Raw genomic sequence first — 21167 nt, 5'->3', positions numbered from 1 at the left:
TCACTGGCATGGCGGCGCCCCCTCCCTGTGGCGTCGTCTATACCGCTGCATCAGCGGCCTGACCGACGCACCATGCAACAGAATCGACGCGGCCACGGTGAGCAGCGTAAAGCTGATCAGTTGTTCTGCCAGTTCGCCCGAAACGCCCTGATGCAAGGCGAACATCAGGTAGAAGAGCGAGCCGATACCACGGATGCCGAACCAGCCGATCATGCTGCGCTGATGGCCGGCCAGCGGCTCGCCGAGCGTACCCAGTACCACCGCAATCGCACGCAGAGGCACGAATAGCAGCGCAATGAACCAACATATCTCCAGACTGGGGCGGGTGTATGCCAGCATCACACCGATAAGCAGTACCAGCGCAAGTTCGGCGAGGCTTTCCAGTCGATCGTTGAAGCCTTGCACCGCGTGACTCATCGCGGCACTTGCATGGTGAGAGTGAATGGCTAACTCGCTTTCCCCATGCCCGCCGAGACTCGGCTCCGTCCCGAGCGACTCGCTGCCTACGCGCGGCTGTTCCTTGACCCGTTGTAATGCCAGCCCCGCGGCAAACACGGCGAGAAACCCGGAGGCCAGGCACAGTTGTGCCGCGCCGTAGGCCACAGCAATCAGCCCCAGCGAGAGGAACTCATCCAGGCCGACAGCCAAGTGATGGCGGGTGCGCAGATAGACCACGAGCTTGCCGATCGAGGCTCCCGCCGATGCACCGATCAGTAAGCCTCCGAACGTGGCCCAGAGCAGATCGACCAGCCACCAACGCCAACCTCCAGCCCCCAGTTCATGCAGCCCCAGCAGACCAAGACCGAGCATGACGAACGGGAAAGCCGTGCCATCGTTCAGTCCCCCCTCACCGGACAGACTGAAGCGCAGCCGATCCTGATTGTTGCTGGGCGTGGTCTGCACGCCCGAGGCCAAGACCGGGTCGGTAGGCGCCAGGATGCCACCGAGCAACACAGCAGCGCCCAGCGGCAGATCCAGCAGGTAGACGCCAACCAACGTAACCAACCCAACGGTGAGCGCCATGGAAACGAACGCCAGGCGCAACGGCAGTCCCCAGCGCTTATCGCGCAGCGGCACCGCGCCCATGTTCAGTCCCACTGCGAACAGGGAAATCAGCAGCGCTATCTCAGCGCCCCACAAGAGCACCTCGACATGGAGTGCTGGATCCAACTGGACGATGCCCAGCCCGAAGGGGCCGAAGGCGAAACCGACAGCCATGTAGACCATGGCACTGCTCAGCAGCAAGCGGGCCAATAGTGTCCCCGCCAAAACCATGGTGATGAGGAGGATGCCAAGCAGCAACGACCAGAAGGCGACAGACATGAGGGGAGCTCAGAGGGCGGGGGCAAATCTGTCTCGAGCATCCGCCTAGTTGACACGCTTGGCTATCGCTATTGCCCGCGGCCAACCGCTTAGGCAGACCTGGTGCATAAATGCGCCAGTGGGCATCAAAGAGAGAGCAGGCTTAGGTGGTGTAGCGCACCGACACAGGTGTGCACTAGCTGACACGCTGACTTCATCCATCCGAATGCCAGGCAACCAAGCCAGGCCAGATCAGGAGATAAGCGCATGAGCAGGCCACTTGCAGAAATCATCCGCAAAAACTGGCGGCAACTGGCCGGCCTCGCTCGAGTAGCCTGGGATGAACTGACGCTCGATGAACTGATCCGGACCCAGGGCGATGCCCAACAACTGACGGACCTGGTGCAACGTCGCTATGACATGCCTCGCGAGGATGCACAGAAACAGGTTATGAGCTTCTTCGAGCGACACCGCACCGCCTGACCAGCACCAGTACGCCGGCACAACCGGCCAGAGGGTATCAACATGCTCTTCTCCTACTTCGCCGTATCTCGTGACTCGGGCAACATCCTCCACATCACCATGCGCAGCAGTCCGCCAGCTGACACACCAACCGTGCAGTACAGTTATGCCTCCATCGCCGGCGTCAATCGCTACAACACACTGCACAACGCAGGGCAGGATCTTATTAGCCTCAGAAACGTGGGCTGACGCAGTAGATCTCCAGAGGCACTGCGACAGCAATGAAGCTCCCTGTGTACTTGCTATGACCGGCTATCGCATATGCAAGACGAAAAACACAGCTTCAGGCCAGTAACATGTAGGATGCCCCTGCCGCAAGGTGATAGGCGTTGAAGGCAAAAGCCTCCGCGACCTATGCGGCAAAGCGGTCCTGCTTGGACACGGCATGTACCTGGGACATCAATCCCCATTTCAGCGTGCGTTGAGCCCTCTTGAGATCGGGGGCAGATACCTCGCCTAGCTCTGATACAAGCCGAGCCCCTCTTCCTCGTGCGCAGTACCTCGCAAAACGAGGCTCATGCGGCTGTTCTGCTCGATCTCAATCGTCCGCACTGGCATCACCTCCTGTCGAGACAACAGTCCCCGGTGCAACCACCTGCAAACGCATGCCTGGCTGACCGGTCTCACAACACGCGAGCCCCCGCACTGCGCAGTCTCGCCCGACATGAGTACACGTCATGCCAGCCCCCATCATCTGCCGCACCTACCGAAAACCCGCCAATCAATGCAGCTGCTTCCGCTGCCGCCCCTTGCGAGGCGATATTCAGCTAAAAGCCGTAACTAACCGACCAGTCATCCAATAGGCTCCCGCTTACCTAGGAATTGATTGCCTTCTGGGCAACTGAGGGGGATGGTGAAAATTCATCTCGCCCGAGCCCTGGTGGAATCCCTCTTCCCTCCGTTCGGCTAGGGAGCCGAAATGAACGATGATCGATTCCACATCGGCCTGAATATCGCCAGCTACTGCATAACCATGGCCAGCGACGACCTGCTGGACGTTGCCGAGTACTCTGAATATCCAGCTCTGGCCGAAAAGCTGCTGCGCATTCGCGAGAACCTAGATGATTGCGTGCTGATTATTGAGACTCTCAAACACTACTGGCTAACCCAACCGGCGCCCTCATTAGACATGGCTCACATGTGGTCCTACCTCTGGCTTGAGCGAGCGACACAACCGTGAATACAGCCAACGAGAGCATGCGTTCAAAGCTCAATAAACAGATCGAGAAGTTTCTATCCGAGGGTGGCGAGATTACCGAGGTCTCCAGCAGGAAGACCGGAGTGACGAGGAGCCCCAAAAAGCTTGGGGAAATCAAGACAGTCGCCAAGAGGCCCCTGGACAACAGCGCAGACCATTGAGAGTAGAAAGCATCCTGCAGCGGGTTCGGACGCAGGATGGTCATGGTCCAGTGAAGGTGCTCCAACGATTAACCAGAAAGGGCTCCCACAGGAGCCCTTTCTACATTTCCTCATGATGATCCACCAATGACCGCTTTTGGCCGGAAGCAGCCTCTCGCGAAAGGTCAGCTACAGCCGACAGCGGACAGCGGACAGCGGACAGCGGACAGCGGACAGCGGACAGCGGACAGCGGACATTTTGCGTAAGCGCGGCCCTAAGCAGCTCGATTTTGCAAACGAGGTCTCAATAGACCTCTGGCAGTCCATCTAGACGGCTTCTACGCTCAAGCCTCCCCTTCCAAGGCAGGATTTCGGACATGGAACGTTCCTCTCGCGGGCTTAGTCTCGCTTTCGTTTTGCTGGTTGGCGTTTTCTTTCAACACGCTGGTTTTGCTGCTGCCACTTGCACTTCCACCGGTACAAGTTATTTCGGCACTGAATTTTATGCCCCCCCCCAAACGCCTAATGGCTCGGGCGAGTACATTTATGAAACAGCGCTACTGCAGTGCCAAGGAAATAAGGTGGTTAAGTGGAACGGAAGTCCTATAACTGCAACGCCAGAAAACATGCTGGCGCAAGTAAAGGCCAACAATATAAATATGAAGCGCACGTTTTCCAATACGTGCAGAACACATATATTGGCTATCCATGATCTTTATGCCGGAGTTCTAGATGGTGTCAATATAACTCAGTTTGCAGTTAGCAATCAGACCCACTACAAGGTATTCGCTGGGCCTGTTTACTATGATCGGCCAACAACAAGGCTGACTTGCCCCGAAACTCCAGGAATGGGTGACCCTGATCTTCCGAAAACATGCCCCGTTGTAGCGGCAACCTCGGAAAGTGCTCGATCAGCAGACCCTACAAGCGGCGTAGCTGATCCAGTCAATGTTTCCAACGGCAACAGCTATCAGATCGAGGTTGATTATCCAGGGCAAGCTGGCACGAAAATGCATCTCGCCCGCTACTACAATAGTAGAACCGCGAACTGGACTCACACCTATTCAGCCCAACTTGAAATTGCGCCGTTAGAGGTTATGTTGACCAATACGGATGGCCGGGAGAGCTTGTTTTTTGTAGCGGGAGGCGTGGTTACCGCCTCGCCTAAAGAACTAGGTCGCTTGGAGCAAACTGCTTCAGGCTGGCGCTATGACAACACCTACAACGAGCACCTGCATTTCGATTCTGCAGGCAAGCTCACTCGAGTCGACCGAGCTAACGGCACCTATGAAACGCTTACGTACGGCGCGAATAACGCTGTTGTAACCGACTCGCTTGGTCGAACCATGACCCTCACCTTCAACTCTGCCAAGCGCCTATCCGCCGTGAGTGTCGGGGCGATGCAGGTGGCCTACACCTACAGCACTGCAGGTCGCTTGACCAGGGCCACACGCACACAGGGCGGTCAGAGCAAGTTTCGTATCTACCACTACGAGGACACCAATGAGGGGGGCTTGCTCACCGGTATCACCGATGAGCGCAATATCCGCTATGTCACCTGGGAGTACGACACGAAGGGCAGGGTTAAGAAAAACGTACTGCACAACAACGCCAGCCAGTATCTGTTCACCTATAACAGCAATGGCTCGACTACCGTCACCAATCCGCTGAACAAGCAAACCACTTACACCTTCCAGACCGTCGCCGGTGCCAAGCGCATCACTTCGATTTCAGGTGCCCAGTCCCCTAACTGCCCCAGCAGCAACGCCACCTTCACCTACGACAACCGTGGCCTGATCAAAACGAAGATCGACAACAAGGGCTACCTCACCACCTATGAATATGACAGTCGAGGCCTAGAGAAGTCGCGTACCGAAGCGTCCGGTACGCCTCAGGAACGTACCATCACCACGGAATGGCACCCCACGCTTTATCGACCGGCCGCCATTACTGAGCCAAATCGCATTCTGACTTACCAATACGATGACTACGGCAACCTGCTCAGCCAGACCGTTACTGCGCCCTGATCAGAAGGAACTGACACATGGACATCAAGCATCGCGTAAGCCTGCTCAGCCTCGCCCTGGTAGCAACATTGGGGCAACCGAGCGCTCATGCCATCGAGCGCAGCTGGAGCTACACCTATAACAGCCTTGGCCTGGTAGAGACTGCCGATGGGCCGCGCACCGACGTAAGCGACATCACGACCTACACCTATGACACCTCGGGTCGCTTGAGTCAGGTCACTAATGCCCTTAACCACATCACACAGTTGTCCAACTTCGATAGCTATGGCAATCCACAAACCGTGGTCGACGCCAACAATGTCACCTCTACGCTGACCTATACCCCGCAAGGCTGGCTGAAATCAGTAACCACAGGCGGCAGCACCACGAGTTTCGACCACGACGATATCGGTCAGATCATCAAGGTTACTCGTGGAGACGGGAGTTGGTTGAGCTACACCTGGAACGGCGCACGCCGGCTGGAGCAGATCACCAACAATCTGAATGAGTCGGTGGAGTTCGGTTACGACAACATGGGGAACAGGAAGTCCCAAGTTGTCAGGGACGCATCCAATACGCTCACCCAACAGCGGAGCTGGGTCTACGACGAACTGGGCCGCCTGATGCAGTCGATCGGCGCCGACCTTCAGACTCAGAAGTACGGCTACGACCTTAACGACAATCCTTCTTCTATTACTACGCCCAAGGGGCACAGTACGGTAACGGGCTTTGATGCCCTGAATCGGCTGGTATCCAGCACAGATCCGCGCAACGGCGTCACCATTCATGGGTATGACGCTCAAGACAACCTGACCAAAGTGACCGACCCACGCAGCGTCGTCACCGAATACAAATACGACGGTCTAGGTAATCTGAAGCAGGTGATCAGCAAGGACAGTGGCACGACCACCTTCACCCATGACGACGCTGGCAACGTGCTGAGCAAGACAGACGCTCGAAATGTGGTTACTACCTACAGCTACGATGCACTGAATCGCCTCAAGACCAAGCAGTACCCCGCTAACCCTGCGCTGAATGTCCAATACCACTACGACATGACTGCCGATGGTAATCATGGCATCGGTCGACTTACCGGGGTGCAGGATGCCAGTGGGGTGCTTGGCTACCACTACGATGCCCGGGGAAATCTGGTGGAGCAGATTCGCTCCGTGGAGATCGCGAATGGGGATGTCTACGACGCGCTTGAATACGGCTACGACAGCGCCGACCAGTTAACCCGCATCGCTTACCCAGACGGGATTGCGGTGGAGTATCCACGCAATGCTGCAGGCCAGGTTAGTGACGTGGTGTTGGTTCTAGGCTCGCAAGCGCCCGCACCTCTTGCCACCTCGCTGAGCTACATGCCTTTTGGCCCGCTGAAGAGCCTGACGTGGGCCAATGGGCTGACGCTCTCGCGAACCTACGATCAAGACTATCGCTTGAAGCAGCAGAGTGTTGGCCCTTGGCAGGCGACCTATGGCTACGACGCTAACAGCAACATCAAAACCCTGCAAAGCGGACTGTTCGGCGACCTCACCTATGGCTACGACGAGCTGGATCGACTCACTAGCGAAGAGCAGGCCGCCGAGCGCAAGACTTACGGGTACGATGCTGTAGGCAATCGATCCAAGCGGGTGACGGAGGCGCTGAGCAGCGGGCAAGTTACAAGCACCTCTACCAACACCTATACCTACGGCACCGATAGTAATCGCTTAACCCGTATCGGCTCGCTGGCGCTGCCCAGCGACGCCGCCGGCAACCTGCAAATGATCCGCGCCGGTCGCGAACTCGAGTACGACCCCCAGGGCCGTTTGAGCACAGCCAAATACAACGGCGCGATAGTCGGCGAATACCGCTACAACGCGTTGGGTCAACGCGTAATCAAGGTCGCCGGTGGCTACACCTATACCTTCCTCTATGGTGCCGATGGCCAACTTCTAGGTGAGACCCGCTATAGCAGTTCAGGCACCAAAATCACTAGCCAGTATTACTTCTGGCTGGACGGCATGCCCATCGGCGGTATCACACTGAAATTCAATAGCCAGGGGGCAATCACCGCCAGTACTGCCTTCTACCTGCATGCCGACCACCTCAACACTCCGCGCTTGGCTACCAATCAGGCTGGTCAGGAGGTATGGCGCTGGAAGTCCGATGCGTTTGGTATGGGTAACGCAGTGAGCGTTGCTAACAGTGGCTTAAACGCAATCAACCTGCGGTTCCCCGGTCAGTACTTCGATAGCGATTCCGGCCTGCACTACAACTACTTCCGCGATTACGACCCGCAGACCGGGCGCTACGTCGAAAGCGATCCGATTGGTCTGGATGGGGGGCTGAATACCTACGGGTATGTAGAGGGGAATCCTTTAAGGTCTTCGGACCCCGATGGGCTATTTCCTGTTAGGCCACAACAGCCATTGGGAGTGAGAGGAGTCGGAGTGATGCCTGGTATGGGCGGCCTCATTACCCCGATTAGTGCTTACCACCCATCCATTGGCCAAGAATCCAACGTCGTACCATTATTCCCCCCGCCGAAACAACCTACAGGACAGTGCTCGAAAGACGATCCCAATGGAGACGATGGCTGCTACGTAGCCCAGAAAGGATTGCTTGCCACAAGAGCATTCATCCTTGAACTCTACGGCCTATCAGCCAGTGAACAAGATGTGGCTGCCGCACAAAGCGCGATTACACGATTCAATCAGAAGGCAAGCATTCATAATCAGCGATGCCCAAACTACAAAGTGCCGCCAATTAGACCAATTCTCTTCTGAGGAAGATATGTCCCCACAAGTAAGTCTTTATGTAAATGGCAAAGAGTTGTTCAGTCATGACACAGTGACCAACGAAGCTTTTGAATTGATCATTTCGCAGACAGAAAACAAAAGAGCTTTGCACCTTATCGCACAAGCTAAAGACATCGCCTCGCATAGTTCAACCATCATTGCCAAGGCGACTATTCCAAGCGGAGACCACATCCAAATAGGTCACTATGCTAGCGACTCAACACCGCGGCGTTTCAACCAAGATGAGATCGAGAAACTACTACGCCTTCACCCAAGTCTTAATCCTGAGGGCTATGAAAGCCAGCAGCTTCACATAGCTACAAAAGAAAGCAACTTTATAATCAGAGCGCACAATGGGTCAGACATAACCTGTTTCTACGAGGCGGGGATATCAAACAAAGAACAGTCCCCCTTGTTCTCGGTTGGGACCCTATCTCAGAACTCGGAGTGCGAGCAGTGGATGAAGAAAACAATTACCCCTGGCGAAATCATTGAGCTCATCTATATAGCATCTTAGACGTAACAATGAAGGCCCTGCCCGCGGCGGGGCCAATCTTCGTCCTACTGCTTTACTGCATCAATTTTCCCAGCAGGGTGTTCAGACTTTTTCGGTTCAGGGTGTCAGGTGAGGCCGGCACGGTGTTCAACTTGGTGCAGCGCCTACAGCAGGCTCCCTTGAACGACCGCTTTTGGCCGGAAGCAGACGTTGGGCTGTCGGCCAGGAGCTGCCGCTCACAGACGAACGCGTCCGGCCAGAAGCAGCCACGTCCGATGGCCTAAACATGCTCAATCGACCCGCAGCATCCCAAATCCTGCTTTCCATGTTTGAACGAGTCGCCTCAAAGAATCATGTGCCCCAGCTCGCCAACCCCCTCGATGGACAACTGCAGAGTGTCCCCCCTCTCGAGCAGGCGGCCGTTCTCGATTCCGCACCCTCCGGGGAGCGTGCCGGTCCCGATCAGCTCCCCGGGATAGAGCGGCTCGGAACTGGACAGGAATGCCAGTAGTTCTCCCAGCGAATAGCGCATGTCTGCGGTGGAGGTTTCTGAGACCAGCTCGCCATTCAAATGCACAGTCGCCGTAAGCGAGCCTATCCGGGGAAGCACCTCATCCGCGGTGGTCAGGATCTGCGAAATGGAGGACAGGAAATGCTTGCACTTCTGCGGGCCGAAGCCGGAACGCATCTCTGATCGCTGAATATCCCGTGCGGAAAAGTCATTCAGGACGACGAAACCGCCAATAGCATCCAAGGCCTCATCCGGCGTGGCGTTGAACAGCGGCTTTGCCAGCACGATGCCAAGCTCCAATTCGTAATCGAATGCTTGGGTGTGGCTTGGATACTTCACGGGCGTGTCACCGGGAACGATCGTCAGGTGGTTGCTGAAGTAATAGATCGGCTGGCGCTTCCAGAGCGCCGGCGGACGGAAGGCCGGAAAAGGTGACTGACTGAGGTGTTCGTAGAGCTGAGTGATTCTGAAGACGGTTGGCATGAAGCGCCTTACGAATCCTCGTGATGCCTGGATCCAGTGCTGCTCGAACAGCATGCAGTCACGGAACGAGCGCGGCTGAAAAGGCAGCACGCCCCCTCCTTCGCCTGGGGCAGCCGGCGCGAGCTCTTCCAACCACTCCGGAATTACTGCGTCAGGAGCTCCCGTCACAATCTCAAGCCGCGACCCTCGAGGGGCGTTGACGTCGCATATGCGTCGGACCTTCATGGACAAGCCTCATTATTGTTCGTTTAGTTGATCCGCAACACAGCCTGGCTTTGCCTGGACTATCTGCAGGCCCCCCTCCGCATCACAACCAAGTGGACAGGCTGATCGATCCGAATTGGTCGTGCTCGCGCTGGGTCTCGAATTCGTGGCTGCGCCAGACGTTGGCAAACGACAGCTGCCAGCGATCCCAGAGCATTGCCACTCCCAGCTGAGCATCGCCCACCCATTTCTCCCGATCCACGGAGTGGCTATCTTCGAAGGTGTTGCCGTCGAGGAGCATGTTGTGCGCCATGAAGCGCCCTTCGAAGTTGGCGAAGACAAACCAGCCGAGGCCCTCACCGGGCTTGAAATACTGGACGCCACTGGGGGCGGGCGTAACGGAGAACTGGCTGAAGCTGCGCGATAGCCCCTGACCGAGGCGAACCCCGGCACCGGTGGATGCGTAGGTATAGAGATTGCCGACTGCCCCGCCGACGCTCGGCCCGTACTCCAGCTCCAAACCTCCCAGCCGGTTCTGCAGCCACCAGCGCTTTTCATAGCCCAGGTTTACAAAAGGCTCGTTCTCGAGCTGATGGTCCCATCCTTCCGGCGCATCGCTCCCTGTCACCTTGTGCACCGCCCGTTGCAGCCTCTCGCCTGGCCCCCTGGCCAACGAGGCCCACATCGAGCGTGAAGGTATCGGTCTTGCGCACCCCCTCAAGCTGCTCTGCAGAAAACAGCGTCACACCACCGAAGAACATCCCGGCGTAGGGGCGATCATCCTCCTGCAGCTCGGCGGTTTCGATCTCCTCGGGGGTGTAGAGCTGGTGGCCGAAACGGTATGCGGAATAGGTCAGGTCACTGGCAGACCAGCCCGGCAGAAAGTCGGCGAGGTTCCTGGTCCAATGCTCCTGCGCGGGCTCGAATGCCCAGAAGCCTTCGATTCCGTTCGTATAGTGGCCATCCTGACCGCCCGTGACGACGTCGTTTTCGACCTTCAGCGAAAAGACTTCGGCGTGCACGCCGCTGGCAACCAACAGGGAAGTTACCAGCATGCCGATAGCAGAGGCTTTCATGATTTGCTCCTTTTTCAGTGCTTGCGAGAACAGGCGGCTGAGCCGCATCAGTACGAAAACAGGCGCTGGGTTTGGGCATTAGCACGCCCTGGGAACTGGCGCAGTTTGCATAGGCGCTCCCCGTCCAGATCCTGGAAGGTCCGTGAGTGATGAGCCTCTCTGGGGCTCAAGCTGATTCGGGGAAACGACGCTCCTTTGCAGGAAAGACCAGCTCGACAAGCCGCTCCGATTCCTCCCAAAGTCGCGCGGCGTCAGCAGTACTCAGCGCTCTCGGCGGGATGAAAGCGGGGGACGGAGAACCGCGAGTTTCACTGAGCCCGTTCGGACCGTAGTAACCGCCGCGCTGGGCATAGGGCGCCGTGGCGGCGAAGAGAGTGGGCAGCGCCCCCTGTGCCGCGGGTTGGAACAGGAACCATAAATAGCGGCGGAGCATCCCCGGCACGCTTCGGGCGCCCATGCCGTTGGGTATCAGTTCGGTGCGTGCGATACCCGGATGGGACGCGATGCTCTGGATGCCCCAGCCCCCTGCATTGCTGCGACGCTGCAGTTCGAGCGCGAACATGAGGCAGGCCAGTTTGGATTGGCTGTAAGCCACCATCGGCTTGTAGTCGCGCTCTGACTGCAAGTCATCAAAGTCGATGGCGCCGTTTCTCGCCGCCACGCTCGAGAGGCTCACCACACGCGGTCTCTTGCCGTTGCGCAGCAAGGGGAGCAGCTGAGCCGTCAGAGCGAAGTGCCCCAGGTAGTTGGTGCCAAACTGCAGCTCGAAGCCATCGGACGTTTCCCGGCGCGTCGGCGGGGTCATGACCGCAGCGTTGTTGACCAGCAGGTCCAGACCGTCGTGCAAGTAGCGCAAGCGCTTCCCGAAGGCCTCGATGGATTCGAGACAGGCCAGGTTGACCGCTTCGAAACGAACGTCTGCGGCCGGCACCACCTGGCGAATCTGCTCGATGGCCGCCGCACCTTTCAGAGGGTTCCGCCCTGCGACAATGACCTGGGCACCGGCTTGGGCCAACGCCAGTGAAACCTCGAAACCGATACCGCCGGTTCCTGTCACCACGGCCGTTCGGCCGCCTTGAAAGGGAATGTCAGAAGTTTTCCAACTGGCCATGATTTTTGCCCCGCAGAACGGATGGAAGGTATGCTGAGTGCACTTTTATAAGCACTCAGTGCTTAATTTATCTGCACTGAGTGCAACATTGCAGCAAGGCGTAATCAAATGTCAAAACCTTCTCGTTCCAGCGGCCACCCACCTGCGGAGGGCCTGCGTGAGCAAAAGCGTCGGGAGACGCACCAACGTATCGTCGACACCGCGCTGAGCCTGTTCCTGGCCAACGGCTACGAAGCGACGACACTGGACGCCATCGCCGCCGAAGCCGGCATTTCGCGGCGTACCTTCTTTGCCTACTTCAAGTCCAAGGACGACATCCTCATGTCCTTCATGGATGCTGGCTGGGCCAGCATGTGCGCCGACCTGCTCAAGACCTCGCCGGATGTACAACCGCTGCATGCCGTGCGCGATGTCATGACGAAGCAGATATCGAGCTACACCACCGAGGAGATGACGTCCCTCGACAACCTGATGCGCTCAAGCGAGTCACTGCTCGCGCGCAAACAGATCTTCTACGCAGAGCAGGAGCAGGCGCTGTTTGCCACGCTCTGCGAAGTCTGGAGGCAACCCGAGCGCCAGGTGGCGCTGCGGATGGTGGCGATCATCGCCATCGGCGCGATGAAGCTGACGACACAGGCCTGGGGCAACCAGAGCGGGCACAAGAAGCCGATGGCGGAAATGTTCTGTGAAGCCCTCGCCAGCCTGAAGTCCGAGCTTTGAGCATGCCTCTCCCCTCAAGCATCGGGGCGTGACCAGGTTTGCTGCAGTGACTGCCTCTTCCCACGCCCCAGCGACAAGCGCGTCGCGGCAATGGCGTTATCGAGAGACGAGCGCAGCAGATTGGAAATCTTCGGCCGCTCGGGCGTTGCGCGAACTGCCCGCTCCATGGGGTCCATCGCCGGCAGAATACGGGGGAAGGCCCCACCACACAGCGCGCCCCCTGGTAACGAGGCATGCGCGTAATGGATCGGCATGCGCCTGGCTGAAGGCGCATAGACCACGTCGTCACCGGTCCAGCGCAAGGCCAGGGCACGTCGACGACGAGTTCTCGATTGGTTGCCGTACGAGCCGTGCAGCGTCAACGGGTGGAACATCAGGATGTCGCCTGGCTCCATGTCCCAGTCGAGCAGCTCATAACGCTCGGGATGGGCATTGATGTCCGGGATATCGTCCATCTCGTCATCGATCATCGCCGCCACGTAGTCCGGCGAGATCGCCTTGAAGCGCTGCGGCCACTTGTGCGAGCTCTTCACGTACAGCAGCCCGCTGTTCTCGCGATTGACCGGATCGCAGGGAATCCAGAACGAGCAGATCTGCTCGCCGCGAATCGGCCAGAAGCTGAGGTCCTGGTGCCAAGGCGTCGGTGCATCCGTACCGGGCTCCTTGACGAACATCTGGTCGTAGAAGAAGCGAACCTCCTGGGATCCCATCAACTGTTGGGCCCAGCGAGCGAAAGGACCGTAATAGATCAGATCGCGCAGAGCGTCGATGCGCTTCCAGAGGAAGATATCCATCTGGTAGCCCTCCACCTTGCGCGACATGAACCGTCCCACCATGGATGCATTGCTACGCGCCTCCTCCAGGCCGCTCTCGATCATCGCCATCCAGTTCGGCTCGATCGCCCCCTTGATCATCACCACACCATCGTCGCGGTAGCGCTGGATTTCCTCGGCAGTCAGGACTCGTACGGGGTATGCGGGATAGGACATGGTTCAACTCCCTCGGCACAGCGTGCTCGACTTGTTATTGGAATAGGGAAATCGTGACAAAACTCAATATTGAGAGATTACTCAATTTTGAATAATCTGCCACAAAAGAACCGCACCCTCAATAACGACAAGAGACCGACATGCACAACAACAAGACCACACTGCCTGCAACAGTGGACATACTGATCATCGGTTACGGCCCCGTTGGCGCCACGCTGGCCGCCCTGCTCGGCCGCTATGGCGTGCAGGCCCTGGCAGTCGACAAGGTTCACGAGGTGCTGCTGATGCCCCGGGCGATCGCCCTCGACAACGAGGCACTGCGCATCCTCCAACAGGCCGGGCTGGCCGAGGATGCGTTCGACAAGATCGTCATACCCGAGGTGCGCATGCACTGCCCGATGGTCGGCCAGTTCGGTCGCGCCAATACCAGCGGCAGCCTGGACGGCCATCCGAAGCTGGTGACCTTCTATCAACCGGACCTGGAGCACTCGATGCGCGCCCAGTCCCGCCACTTCGCCAATGTTCAGCACCTGGGGGGCTTCGAGCTGGTGGACCTGATCCAGGATGACACCGGCGTGCTGGCCGTCCTGCGTGGCGAAGATGGCAGCCAGCAGCAGGTCCGCTCGCAATACCTGGTGGGCGCCGATGGGGCCAGCTCGAAGGTGCGCAGCCTGATCGGCCAGGACTTCCAGGGCACCAGCTATAGCGAGGACTGGCTGATCATCGACGCCGCCGAACGCGAGGAGCAGGCCATCGACCATGTCGAGTTCATCTGCGATCACCGCCGCCCTACCCCGCACATGCCGGCACCTGGCGGACGAGAGCGCTGGGAATTCATGCTCCGGGCCGGCGAAACCCGTGAGCAGGTGGAGAACGATGCACACATCGCCACCCTGCTTCAGCCATGGATAGCGGCGGACCAGCTGAAGGTCGAGCGCAAGGCGGTCTATCGATTCCACGCGCGTTGCTGCGAGCGCTTCCAGAGTGGCCGGGTGTTCCTCATCGGCGATGCGGCGCACATCACCCCGCCCTTCGTCGGCCAGGGGCTGGTGGCCGGCCTGCGCGACGCCGCCAACCTGGCCTGGAAACTCGCCTGGGTCGTGAATGGCCGCGCCAACTCGAAGATTCTCGACAGCTACGACCAGGAGCGCCGCCCTCATGCCCGCGAAATGATCGCGCTGGCGAAACTGATGGGGAGCATGGTGATGCCCAAGAACGCGCCCTTGGCCTTTCTGGGGCACGGACTGATGCGGTCGTTGCGGCTGATCCCTTACTTGAGATCACTGTTCGAGGAGTTGGAGATCAAGCCGAAGAACAACTTCAAGCGTGGCCTGTTCATGCCGGTGGTACGTGGTCGCCGGCTACGTCGTGGCGGGCTGTTCCCGCAGGGGCTGGTGCGTACCCAGAATGGCAGCATTGGCCTCAGCGACGACAGCCTCGGCGACCACCTGACCCTGGTCGGCTTCGGCATCGACCCTTGCACCCAACTGGACGAAGAAATTCGTCGCTGCTGGGAGGGCTGCGGCGGTCGCTACCTGCACATCGGGCTGCAAGGGCAGAAGAGCCGTGCCACTACCCCCTTTATCGAGGACCTCAACTACGCCCTGCTCGGCAAGGCACCCGCTGGCTCGCTCGCGGTGGTGCGCCCCGACCGCATCGTCATGCATGAAGGCCCGCATGCCCAGGCCGGCAAGCTGATCCGGGAAAGCCTGGCGCTGCTCGGCTATTGAGTGGGCCTGCCCCAATGCGGACGCTTCCACTATCATCGGGCCTACTTCTCCAGCGAGTGGCCCAATGAGCAACACAGCCCAACCCGACGCCCCTCTGACCCGTGGCCATAAAAAGCGCGAGCGTACCCGACAGAGCCTGATCGAGGCCGCGCTGCGCCTGCTGGCGCGCAAGGAAGTCGGCGAGGTCGCCTTGCTGGAAGTGGCCAGCGAGGCGGAGGTGGCCAGCGGTACCATCTACAACTATTTCCGCACCCGCGACGAGGTCATCGAGGCAGTCGGCATCGCCCTGGCTGACAAATTCTCCGAGACCATTTCGGCTCTCAGCAGCGGCGTGAACAGCGGCGCCCTGCGCCTGGCGATTGGCGTACGCATGTTCATTCGCCGTGCGGCGGCAGATCCGACCTGGGCCAGCGCGGTCATTCGCGTGGTGCATTTCGATCAGGCGATTCGCTCGAAAATCGCCAACTTCGTATTGGTCGATCTGCGTGAAGGCGCGGAGGAAGGTGTGTTTTCCTACCCCGACGAGAATATTGCTCGTGATCTGGTGGTGTCCTGCGTGGTTGGCGGGATGCGCGCCGTCATAGAAGGACGTGGCACCCAGGAGTACGACAGCCAGGTCGCGGAGATGGTGCTCAAGGCCCTCGGCGCCCCCCCGGCCCGCGCGCGCAAGCTGGCCCAGCAGCCGCTGCCGGGCTGAGTCTCGCAGCCGAGTACAGCTCCCGTTTGCGTCATCTGTCAGCCCCTGGCTGCAGACTTGGTAGCGCCAGTCATTCGAAACAGGCGGTGCTGCCGTTGGGGCATCGCTGGATAGCCTCAGAAACCCCTCCGCTCGACTACCAGCCCTTCTCCCTGCGCTCTCGCCACTCTCCCGCCGCACCGCCCGCCTTGCACTCGCACCTTCACAGGCCGGCATCTGCTCGACCCTTAAAAATGCTCACCAAACGATAAAAACAAAATAGATTGACCAAAATTGAACATTGCTGTTCAATTCACTCATAGCGAATCTGGAGGCATTCCGTTGACCCGTCTCAATCAAGCTCAGCGCCGTATTCACCAGGCAGCCCTGCGTCTCTTTGCCGAGAAGGGGGTCACGCAGCTGAATATCAGCGACCTCGCCGAGGAAGCGGGAGTGGCACGCGGCACCATCTACAACAACGTGGAGACGATGGAGCAGCTGTTCGAGCAGGTCGCCAGCCAATTGAGCGGCGAGATGCATCAGCGCATCGCGCTCAGCTTTGCCGGTGTCGAGGACCCGGCCGAGCGTCTCTCTAAGGGCGTGCGCCTGTTCATCCGGCGAGCCCACGACGAGCCCCACTGGGGAGCGTTCCTCAACCGCTTTGCGCTGAGCAACGCCTCGATGCGGGAAATGCTCTACAGCCAGGTCACCATCGACCTGCTCCAGGGGCTACAGACGGGCCGCTATCAGATTCGCCAGGAGACTCTGGCCAGTGTGATCTCACTGATTGCCGGCGCCACGCTGGGGGCGATCTTCATGGTGCGCGAGGGGATAAAAACCTGGCGCGACGCGGGCACCGAAGCCGTTGAGCTGCTGCTTCGCGCCCTCGGAGTTCCCGCCGAGGAAGCGCTGCGCTTGGCGAGGCTCGATTTACCACCCCTACCCGCTGTGGACTGACTATTTATCCGGTTTCTAGCGACCCCGCCATTCGGGGTCGAAGGCGAAGCCTTGCCTGAAAAAAGTGCGGAGAACAACAACAATGACAATACCGAACATGCAACCCCCGCTGGCGACGCCCCAGCCCGCCAGGCATCCCCAGCCTACGGTGAAGGCTACGGCGCTTGCCCATCTGATCTTCGAGCGTGCGGACCTGAATCTGGCTGAGCGCTTTCTCCTCGACTTCGGCCTGCGCGTGGCTCGCCGCGATGTCGACAATCTTTATATGCGCGGCACTGGCAGCGCCGCCTATTGCTACCAGGTCCGTCGTGCCGAGAAGACACGCTTCGTTGGCCTCGGCCTCGCCCTCGCCTCCCGGGAGGACCTGGAAGCCCTCTCGCGCCTGCCGGGCGCCTCTTCCATCCAGCCCACGCAGGCCCCGGGTGGCGGCGAAAAGGTCTGCCTGACCGACCCCTCCGGGTTCGTCGTGGAGGTCGTGTTCGGTCAGGCGCCCGCCGAAGTCATTCCACATCGGCCCGCGCTGCCGCTCAACCAAGTCGACAGTCACGCCCGTATCAACGGCACGCAACGCCCGCCCATTGCTCCGCCGGAAGTGATCCGGCTGGGCCATGTGGTGCTGGAAGTTGCCGACTTCCAGGCCACTTGCGCCTGGTACACCCAGCACTTCGGCCTGATCCCCAGCGATGTTCAGGTGCTGCCGGACGGCTCGCCCGCCGTCGCCTTCATGCGCCTGGATCTGGGCAACGAGCCGGCCGACCACCACACGCTGGCCATGGCCCAGGGATTCATGGCGACCTACAGCCACAGCGCCTATGAAGTGGTGGATGCCGATGCCGTAGGCGTCGGCCAGCGCGTCCTGCACGAACGTGGCTGGAAGCATGCCTGGGGTATCGGCCGGCACATTCTCGGCAGCCAGATCTTCGATTACTGGCAGGACCCCTGGGGCGACAAGCACGAGCACTACTGCGACGGTGACCTGTTCACCAGCGAGCAGCCAACCGGGCTGCATAGCGTAAGCCCGGAAGCCATGGCCCAGTGGGGGCAGCGCATGCCGAAGAGCTTCACCAAGCCGGCGCTCAACTTCACCAATCTGCGGCTGCTGCTGCGCAACCTGCGGCGAAGCCCAGACCTGACCTGGCGAAAGCTGGTGATGCTGGCGCGACTCTTCGGCTAGCCGGCGCCATGAAGATCTGGAGTCGCCGCACAGCCCTCAAGGCAGGGTTGACCCTGGTAGGGGGAGCCTTGCTGCCGACTTCGACGAACAGTTTTACAGAACAACAACACCCAGCCTCCGTGCCACCACCCTCCTCTTCGGGAGCCATTGTCATGCCCGTTCATGTAGTCCGCTTCGAACACCAGAACAAGGTCCAGTGGGGCGTCATTCGCCAGGACCGCATATCGATCATCCCCGGTGAGTTCGCCACCACCGGTGAGCTGATCCGCGAGACCCGCATCAGCGAGCTGGCCGAGCTGCGCGGTGATGAGCTGAGCCTGGATGCCGTCACCCTGCTGTCGCCGGTGACGCAGAACCAGCAGTTCGTGTGTCAGGGCGCCAACTACCGGCAGCACATGATCGAGTCGGGGATGGACCCCGACGCGAAGAACTTCAACATGATCTTCACCAAGGCCTCCAGCTGCATCGTCCCGGCGAACAGCCCGTTGATCAAACCCCGCGTGGTGCGCTTCCTCGATTACGAGATCGAGCTGGGCCTGGTGCTCAAGCGCGAGATCACCGGCCAGGTGCAGGTCACGGACGCCAACCTGCACGAGTTCGTGGCCGGGCTGGTGATCGTCAACGACTACTCGGCGCGGGATATCCAGATTCCGCAAATGCAGTTCTACAAGGGCAAGAGCTTCCGCACCTTCGGCCCGGTCGGGCCCCGTCTGTGCCTGCTGGAAGCCAAGGACATGGGCTATCTCAAGCGCCTGCAGCTGCACCTGAGCGTCAACCAGCAGACACGCCAGAACGACAGTACCGCCAACCTGGTACATGGGCCCGCGGAAACCCTCACGGAGCTTTCCGGCGTGCATGACTTTGCCGCCGGAGACCTGATCGCCACCGGCACGCCGGCGGGCTGTGCCCTGACCATCCCGTCGCCCGCCAAGCAACGCATCGGCGCGCTGCTGCCGGAGTCGGTGAAATGGAAGGTGTTCATGAAAGCGCAGGAGGGCCGCAGCAGCCACTACCTGAAGGCAGGCGATGTGGTGGAGGCCTCCATCCGCAGCGCCGATGGCGCCATCGACCTCGGCACACAACGCAATGTCGTGGTGGAGCAAGCCTGATGGCCGTTCGCTCCCTGCACGATATTCACGTCCTCGAAAGCCCGCCCCTGGCGCAACGGGGCCTGGCCGCGAGCACCTACGAAGCCTTGCAGCGCTGCGCCGCAGCCTATGCCAACGCACCGGCGCTGAGCTTCTTCCTGCATAGCACGGACTATCAGAACACTCATGACTGGAGCTACGCCGAGCTGTTCGCCGATATCACCCGGGCGGCCAATGCGTTCCATGACCTGGGGATCGGCCCCAAGGATGTGATCGCCTTCCTGCTGCCGAACTTGCCGGAAACCCACTTCACTATCTGGGGAGGTGAAGCCGCCGGCATCGTCATGGCGGTCAACCCCATGCTGGAAGCCGCACAGATCGGCGACCTGCTGCGCGCGGCCGGCGCCAAGGTAGTGGTGACGCTGTCACCCACTCCGGGAGTGGACTTGTGGGACAAGCTCTCCAGCGAGCTGGAGCGCCTGCCGTGCGTGCAGGACATCGTGTGGGTGGACATGACGCCCTATGTAGGCGCGCTGTCCGCACTCGCCCTGCGCTGGATGGCTGCACGGGAAAAATCCCGTCACCGGGGACGGCGCATTCACAACCTGCGCGCCCTGATGCAGCGGCAGCCCGAGGCCCGCCTCAAAAGCGGCAGGCAGATTCGATCGGATGAGCATTCGTCCTACTTCTGCACGGGAGGTACCACCGGCCTGCCGAAGATCGCCATTCGCACCCACGGCTCGGAGGTATTCAATGCCTGGTCCATGGATGCCGCCACTCAGCCGAGGGCTTCCGGTCAGGTGATCTTCTGCGGCCTGCCCCTCTTCCATGTCAACGGTCAGCTGGTGACCGGGCTCATGCCCTGGACCCATGGTGACCGGGTGATCATCGGCACGCCCCAGGGCTACCGTGGCGAAGGAGTCATCGCCAACTTCTGGGCCATCGTCCAGCACTTCCGGATCACTTCCTTCTCCGGTGTGCCCACCGTCTATTCGGCGCTGCTGCAGCATCCGGTAAACGGCTTCGACCTTTCCAGCCTGCAGTACGCGCTGTGTGGCGCGGCGCCCATGCCGGTCGAACTGTTCCGCGAGTTCGAACGCCGCGTCGGGGTGCGCATTCTCGAAGGCTATGGGCTGACCGAAGGCGCCTGCGTCTCCTCCAGCAACCCTCCGGAGGGCGAACGGCGAGTCGGCTCCATCGGCCTGCGCCTGGCCTACCAGGACATGCGCGCGGTGATACTCGACGACGCTGGGATCTACCTGCGCGATGCGGCAGTGGATGAGGTCGGCGTCATTGCCATCCATGGCCCGAACGTGTTTGCCGGTTACCTGGACAACAGCCACAACAAGGGTGTCTGGATCGAGATCGATCGCAGGCGCTGGCTCAATACCGGTGATCTGGGCCGCCAGGATGCCGAAGGCTATTTCTGGCTGACGGGCCGCAAGAAGGAACTGATCATCCGTGGCGGCCACAACATCGATCCCAAGCAGATCGAGGAAGCCCTGCAGGCGCATGCCGCGGTCGCGCTGGTGGCCGCCGTCGGCAGCCCGGACGCCCATGCCGGAGAAGTACCCGTTGCCTACGTCCAGCTTGCCGCTGGGCAGAGCACCAGCAGCGCCGAGCTGATGGCCTTCGCCAGCGCCAATATCCCCGAGCGCGCGGCGGTTCCCAAACGCATCGAAATTCTCGACGCACTGCCAGTCACGCCGGTCGGCAAGATATTCAAACCCGCCCTGCAGCAACGAGAGATCGCCCTGGTCATTCGCCACGAGGCCAAGGCACTTGGCATTTCCGAGCTGGGCGTCGACGTGGTTCAGGACGCCAAGCGCGGCCTGGTCGCCCAGATAGCCGTCGCGTCCGAGCAGACCGCACTGGCCCAGGCGCTGGGTCGTTACAGCTTCCCCATCGAATGGCACTGCACGCCCGGGAGGTCATCCATTGCCCCACCACCTGCGCAGCTAACCAGCTGATCTAGCCCCGTAGACACCCGATGGCCGTCGC

18 protein-coding genes and 1 pseudogene are annotated in these 21167 nt (G+C 59.9%); 14 read left to right on the top strand and 5 right to left on the bottom strand.

Features of this window, described 5'->3' with window-relative positions; genetic code table 11:
- Positions 1–1323, bottom strand: a complete 1323-nt coding sequence (locus FFS62_RS07165) for a sodium:proton antiporter (protein ID WP_171016276.1) — start codon at positions 1321–1323, stop codon at positions 1–3.
- A gap of 246 nt (positions 1324–1569) precedes the next feature.
- On the opposite strand from FFS62_RS07165, the gene FFS62_RS07160 reads away from it, so the two are divergent.
- The 7 genes from FFS62_RS07160 to FFS62_RS07135 all read left to right on the top strand — a co-directional run bounded on the left by FFS62_RS07160 (position 1570) and on the right by FFS62_RS07135 (position 8468).
- Positions 1570–1785, top strand: coding sequence for a general stress protein CsbD (locus FFS62_RS07160; RefSeq protein ID WP_137972079.1), 216 nt, complete (start codon positions 1570–1572; stop codon positions 1783–1785).
- Between the two features lie 42 nt (positions 1786–1827).
- Positions 1828–2013 (top strand): hypothetical protein, encoded by a 186-nt coding sequence (locus FFS62_RS07155; RefSeq protein ID WP_137972078.1) that lies wholly within the window; start codon positions 1828–1830, stop codon positions 2011–2013.
- Between the two features lie 730 nt (positions 2014–2743).
- Entirely contained in the window at positions 2744–3004 is a 261-nt protein-coding gene (locus FFS62_RS07150) for a hypothetical protein (protein ID WP_137972077.1), read from the top strand.
- 17 nt (positions 3005–3021) lie between these two features.
- Positions 3022–3183: a hypothetical protein gene (locus tag FFS62_RS23620; protein WP_371920109.1), complete on the top strand. Its 162-nt coding sequence runs from the start codon at positions 3022–3024 to the stop codon at positions 3181–3183.
- 356 nt (positions 3184–3539) lie between these two features.
- Complete coding sequence (locus tag FFS62_RS07145) at positions 3540–5189, top strand: DUF6531 domain-containing protein (RefSeq protein ID WP_137972076.1); 1650 nt, start codon at positions 3540–3542, stop codon at positions 5187–5189.
- A gap of 17 nt (positions 5190–5206) precedes the next feature.
- A complete protein-coding gene (locus tag FFS62_RS07140) occupies positions 5207–7939 on the top strand; it encodes an RHS repeat-associated core domain-containing protein (RefSeq protein WP_218569275.1) in 2733 nt (910 codons plus the stop codon).
- Positions 7940–7946: 7 nt separating this feature from the next.
- The gene (locus tag FFS62_RS07135) at positions 7947–8468 is read left to right on the top strand and encodes a hypothetical protein (RefSeq protein WP_137972075.1); all 522 of its coding nucleotides are present in this window, start codon (positions 7947–7949) and stop codon (positions 8466–8468) included.
- Between the two features lie 322 nt (positions 8469–8790).
- Here the strand turns inward: FFS62_RS07135 and FFS62_RS07130 are convergent, their stop codons facing one another.
- From FFS62_RS07130 to FFS62_RS07120, 3 genes and pseudogenes are all read right to left on the bottom strand, one after another.
- Positions 8791–9531, bottom strand: coding sequence for a fumarylacetoacetate hydrolase family protein (locus FFS62_RS07130; RefSeq protein ID WP_218569274.1), 741 nt, complete (start codon positions 9529–9531; stop codon positions 8791–8793).
- A gap of 217 nt (positions 9532–9748) precedes the next feature.
- Positions 9749–10721, bottom strand: a pseudogene (locus FFS62_RS07125) (lipid A deacylase LpxR family protein).
- Between the two features lie 166 nt (positions 10722–10887).
- The gene (locus FFS62_RS07120; protein WP_137972073.1) at positions 10888–11832 is read right to left on the bottom strand and encodes an SDR family oxidoreductase; all 945 of its coding nucleotides are present in this window, start codon (positions 11830–11832) and stop codon (positions 10888–10890) included.
- A 108-nt stretch (positions 11833–11940) separates the two neighbouring features.
- Between FFS62_RS07120 and FFS62_RS07115 the strand changes: the two genes are divergently transcribed.
- Positions 11941–12552, top strand: coding sequence for a TetR/AcrR family transcriptional regulator (locus tag FFS62_RS07115; RefSeq protein WP_137972072.1), 612 nt, complete (start codon positions 11941–11943; stop codon positions 12550–12552).
- Between the two features lie 14 nt (positions 12553–12566).
- On the opposite strand, the gene FFS62_RS07110 is transcribed toward FFS62_RS07115, so the two are convergent.
- Entirely contained in the window at positions 12567–13541 is a 975-nt protein-coding gene (locus FFS62_RS07110) for a phytanoyl-CoA dioxygenase family protein (RefSeq protein WP_137972071.1), read from the bottom strand.
- Between the two features lie 140 nt (positions 13542–13681).
- Between FFS62_RS07110 and FFS62_RS07105 the strand changes: the two genes are divergently transcribed.
- From FFS62_RS07105 to FFS62_RS07080, 6 genes are all read left to right on the top strand, one after another.
- Complete coding sequence (locus FFS62_RS07105; protein ID WP_137972070.1) at positions 13682–15271, top strand: bifunctional 3-(3-hydroxy-phenyl)propionate/3-hydroxycinnamic acid hydroxylase; 1590 nt, start codon at positions 13682–13684, stop codon at positions 15269–15271.
- Between the two features lie 64 nt (positions 15272–15335).
- Complete coding sequence (locus FFS62_RS07100) at positions 15336–15968, top strand: TetR/AcrR family transcriptional regulator (RefSeq protein WP_137972069.1); 633 nt, start codon at positions 15336–15338, stop codon at positions 15966–15968.
- A 321-nt stretch (positions 15969–16289) separates the two neighbouring features.
- Positions 16290–16904, top strand: coding sequence for a TetR/AcrR family transcriptional regulator (locus FFS62_RS07095; protein WP_137972068.1), 615 nt, complete (start codon positions 16290–16292; stop codon positions 16902–16904).
- 97 nt (positions 16905–17001) lie between these two features.
- Entirely contained in the window at positions 17002–18078 is a 1077-nt protein-coding gene (locus FFS62_RS07090; RefSeq protein ID WP_256662132.1) for a VOC family protein, read from the top strand.
- A 152-nt stretch (positions 18079–18230) separates the two neighbouring features.
- Positions 18231–19187, top strand: a complete 957-nt coding sequence (locus tag FFS62_RS07085) for a fumarylacetoacetate hydrolase family protein (protein ID WP_137972066.1) — start codon at positions 18231–18233, stop codon at positions 19185–19187.
- On the top strand, positions 19187–21136 hold the full coding sequence (locus FFS62_RS07080; protein WP_137972065.1) for an acyl-CoA synthetase: 1950 nt from the start codon (positions 19187–19189) through the stop codon (positions 21134–21136). The genes FFS62_RS07085 and FFS62_RS07080 overlap by 1 nt, the downstream gene beginning before the upstream one ends.
- The last annotated feature ends 31 nt before the right edge of the window (positions 21137–21167 follow it).

The organism is Pseudomonas sp. F(2018) (genome assembly GCF_005508865.1).
Classification (GTDB): Bacteria; Pseudomonadota; Gammaproteobacteria; order Pseudomonadales; family Pseudomonadaceae; genus Aquipseudomonas.
This window is presented reverse-complemented; position numbering and strand designations above follow the sequence as displayed.

What these genes read in the sequence shown, in the direction of transcription:
- FFS62_RS07135 (WP_137972075.1), top strand. Translation starts at nt 7,947, where the DNA reads ATGTCCCCACAAGTAAGTCTTTATGTAAATGGCAAAGAGTTGTTCAGT.
- FFS62_RS07160 (WP_137972079.1), top strand. Translation starts at nt 1,570, where the DNA reads ATGAGCAGGCCACTTGCAGAAATCATCCGCAAAAACTGGCGGCAACTG.
- FFS62_RS07085 (WP_137972066.1), top strand. Translation starts at nt 18,231, where the DNA reads ATGCCCGTTCATGTAGTCCGCTTCGAACACCAGAACAAGGTCCAGTGG.
- FFS62_RS23620 (WP_371920109.1), top strand. Translation starts at nt 3,022, where the DNA reads ATGCGTTCAAAGCTCAATAAACAGATCGAGAAGTTTCTATCCGAGGGT.
- FFS62_RS07165 (WP_171016276.1), bottom strand. Translation starts at nt 1,323, where the DNA reads ATGTCTGTCGCCTTCTGGTCGTTGCTGCTTGGCATCCTCCTCATCACC.
- FFS62_RS07080 (WP_137972065.1), top strand. Translation starts at nt 19,187, where the DNA reads ATGGCCGTTCGCTCCCTGCACGATATTCACGTCCTCGAAAGCCCGCCC.
- FFS62_RS07110 (WP_137972071.1), bottom strand. Translation starts at nt 13,541, where the DNA reads ATGTCCTATCCCGCATACCCCGTACGAGTCCTGACTGCCGAGGAAATC.
- FFS62_RS07145 (WP_137972076.1), top strand. Translation starts at nt 3,540, where the DNA reads ATGGAACGTTCCTCTCGCGGGCTTAGTCTCGCTTTCGTTTTGCTGGTT.
- FFS62_RS07155 (WP_137972078.1), top strand. Translation starts at nt 1,828, where the DNA reads ATGCTCTTCTCCTACTTCGCCGTATCTCGTGACTCGGGCAACATCCTC.
- FFS62_RS07105 (WP_137972070.1), top strand. Translation starts at nt 13,682, where the DNA reads ATGCACAACAACAAGACCACACTGCCTGCAACAGTGGACATACTGATC.
- FFS62_RS07115 (WP_137972072.1), top strand. Translation starts at nt 11,941, where the DNA reads ATGTCAAAACCTTCTCGTTCCAGCGGCCACCCACCTGCGGAGGGCCTG.
- FFS62_RS07120 (WP_137972073.1), bottom strand. Translation starts at nt 11,832, where the DNA reads ATGGCCAGTTGGAAAACTTCTGACATTCCCTTTCAAGGCGGCCGAACG.
- FFS62_RS07100 (WP_137972069.1), top strand. Translation starts at nt 15,336, where the DNA reads ATGAGCAACACAGCCCAACCCGACGCCCCTCTGACCCGTGGCCATAAA.
- FFS62_RS07140 (WP_218569275.1), top strand. Translation starts at nt 5,207, where the DNA reads ATGGACATCAAGCATCGCGTAAGCCTGCTCAGCCTCGCCCTGGTAGCA.
- FFS62_RS07150 (WP_137972077.1), top strand. Translation starts at nt 2,744, where the DNA reads ATGAACGATGATCGATTCCACATCGGCCTGAATATCGCCAGCTACTGC.
- FFS62_RS07090 (WP_256662132.1), top strand. Translation starts at nt 17,002, where the DNA reads ATGCAACCCCCGCTGGCGACGCCCCAGCCCGCCAGGCATCCCCAGCCT.